Source organism: Streptosporangium sp. NPDC050855 (assembly GCF_044456585.1).
Taxonomy (GTDB): Bacteria; Actinomycetota; Actinomycetes; order Streptosporangiales; family Streptosporangiaceae; genus Streptosporangium; species Streptosporangium longisporum.
On sequence record NZ_JBITFY010000064.1, the window covers coordinates 1 to 1,438 of the forward strand.

At 69.2% G+C, this 1,438-nt stretch carries 1 protein-coding gene; it reads right to left on the reverse strand.

The annotated features are described in order from the left end of the window. The coding region (locus ACIBCT_RS40505) for a beta-ketoacyl synthase N-terminal-like domain-containing protein (protein WP_399197368.1) at positions 1-1,280 on the reverse strand (1,280 nt) is incomplete at its 3' end. Between the last annotated feature and the right edge of the window lie 158 nt (positions 1,281-1,438).

Sequence of the window (1,438 nt, forward strand, 5' to 3'; positions counted from 1 at the left end):
ACCGACCCCAACCACAACGGCCGATCCCGCCCCCGACCGTAGGTCGCCAGCAACGCCTGCGCCTCGATCGGATCACCCAGCGTCGTCCCCGTACCGTGCGCCTCCACCACATCCACATCACCCGGCACCAGACCCGCATCCGCCAACGCCCGAGCGATCACCCGCTGCTGCGACGGACCATTCGGAGCCGTCAACCCATTACTGGCGCCGTCCTGATTGACCGCACTACCCCGCACCACCGCCAACACCCGATGACCATTACGCCGCGCATCCGACAACCGCTCCACCAACAACACCCCGACACCCTCACCCCACCCCGTACCATCCGCCGACGCAGCGAACGACTTGCACCGGCCATCGGGAGCCTGGCCGCGCTGCCGGCTGAACTGGACGAAGGCGTCGGGTTTCGCCATGACCGTGACCCCGCCGACCAGGGCCATCGAGCACTCCCCCTGGCGCAGCGCCCGCATCGCCCAGTGCAGCGCCACCAGCGACGACGAGCACGCCGTGTCCACCGTCACGGCCGGTCCCTCCAGACCGAAGGTGTAGGCCAGGCGGCCGGAGGCGACGCTTCCGGAGTTGCCGATGCCGATGTGTCCTTCGAGGTCCTCGGGTGTGGTGAGCAGTCGTGCGGCGTAGTCGTGGTACATCAGGCCGACGAAGACTCCGGTGTCGCTGCCGCGCAGCGTGGTCGGGTCGATGCCCGCGTGCTCGATCGCCTCCCAGGAGGTCTCCAGCAGCAACCGCTGCTGCGGATCCATCGCCAGCGCCTCACGCGGAGAGATCCCGAAGAACCCCGCATCGAAATCCGCCGCGTCGTACAGAAACCCCCCCTCACGCGCATACGACGTCCCCGGCCGATCAGGATCATCATCGAACAACCCCTCCAGATCCCACCCCCGATCCACCGGAAACCCCGACACCCCGTCCCCACCCGAGGCCACCAGATCCCACAACCCCTCCGGAGACGACACCCCACCCGGGAAGCGGCAGGCCATGCCCACGATCACGACCGGATCGGTGTCGGTGGCCGCGACCGGCGCGGAGGGGACGACCACACCGGTGGACGTCCCGAACAGCTCACCGTTCAGGAACTCGGCCAGGGCGGTCGGGGTCGGGTGGTCGAAGACCAGCGTCGCGGGCAGTCTCCGGCCGGTGGCGGTGCTCAGCCGGTTGCGCAGTTCCACGGCGGTGAGCGAGTCGAAGCCGAGCTCATTGAACGCGCGGCGCGCATCGACCGGCTCGGTATGGCCCAGCACCTCGGCGGTGTACCTGCTCACCAGTTCCAGCAGCCTGGCGCCGCGCTCGGTCTCGGGGAGCCCGGCCAGGGCTTCGACGGGAAGGCCGGGTCGTTTGGTGGTTCGGCGGGCAGGAACCCCCCTCACCAACCCCCGCAACAACGCCGGAACCTCCCCCGCAGACCGCAACACCCCCACAT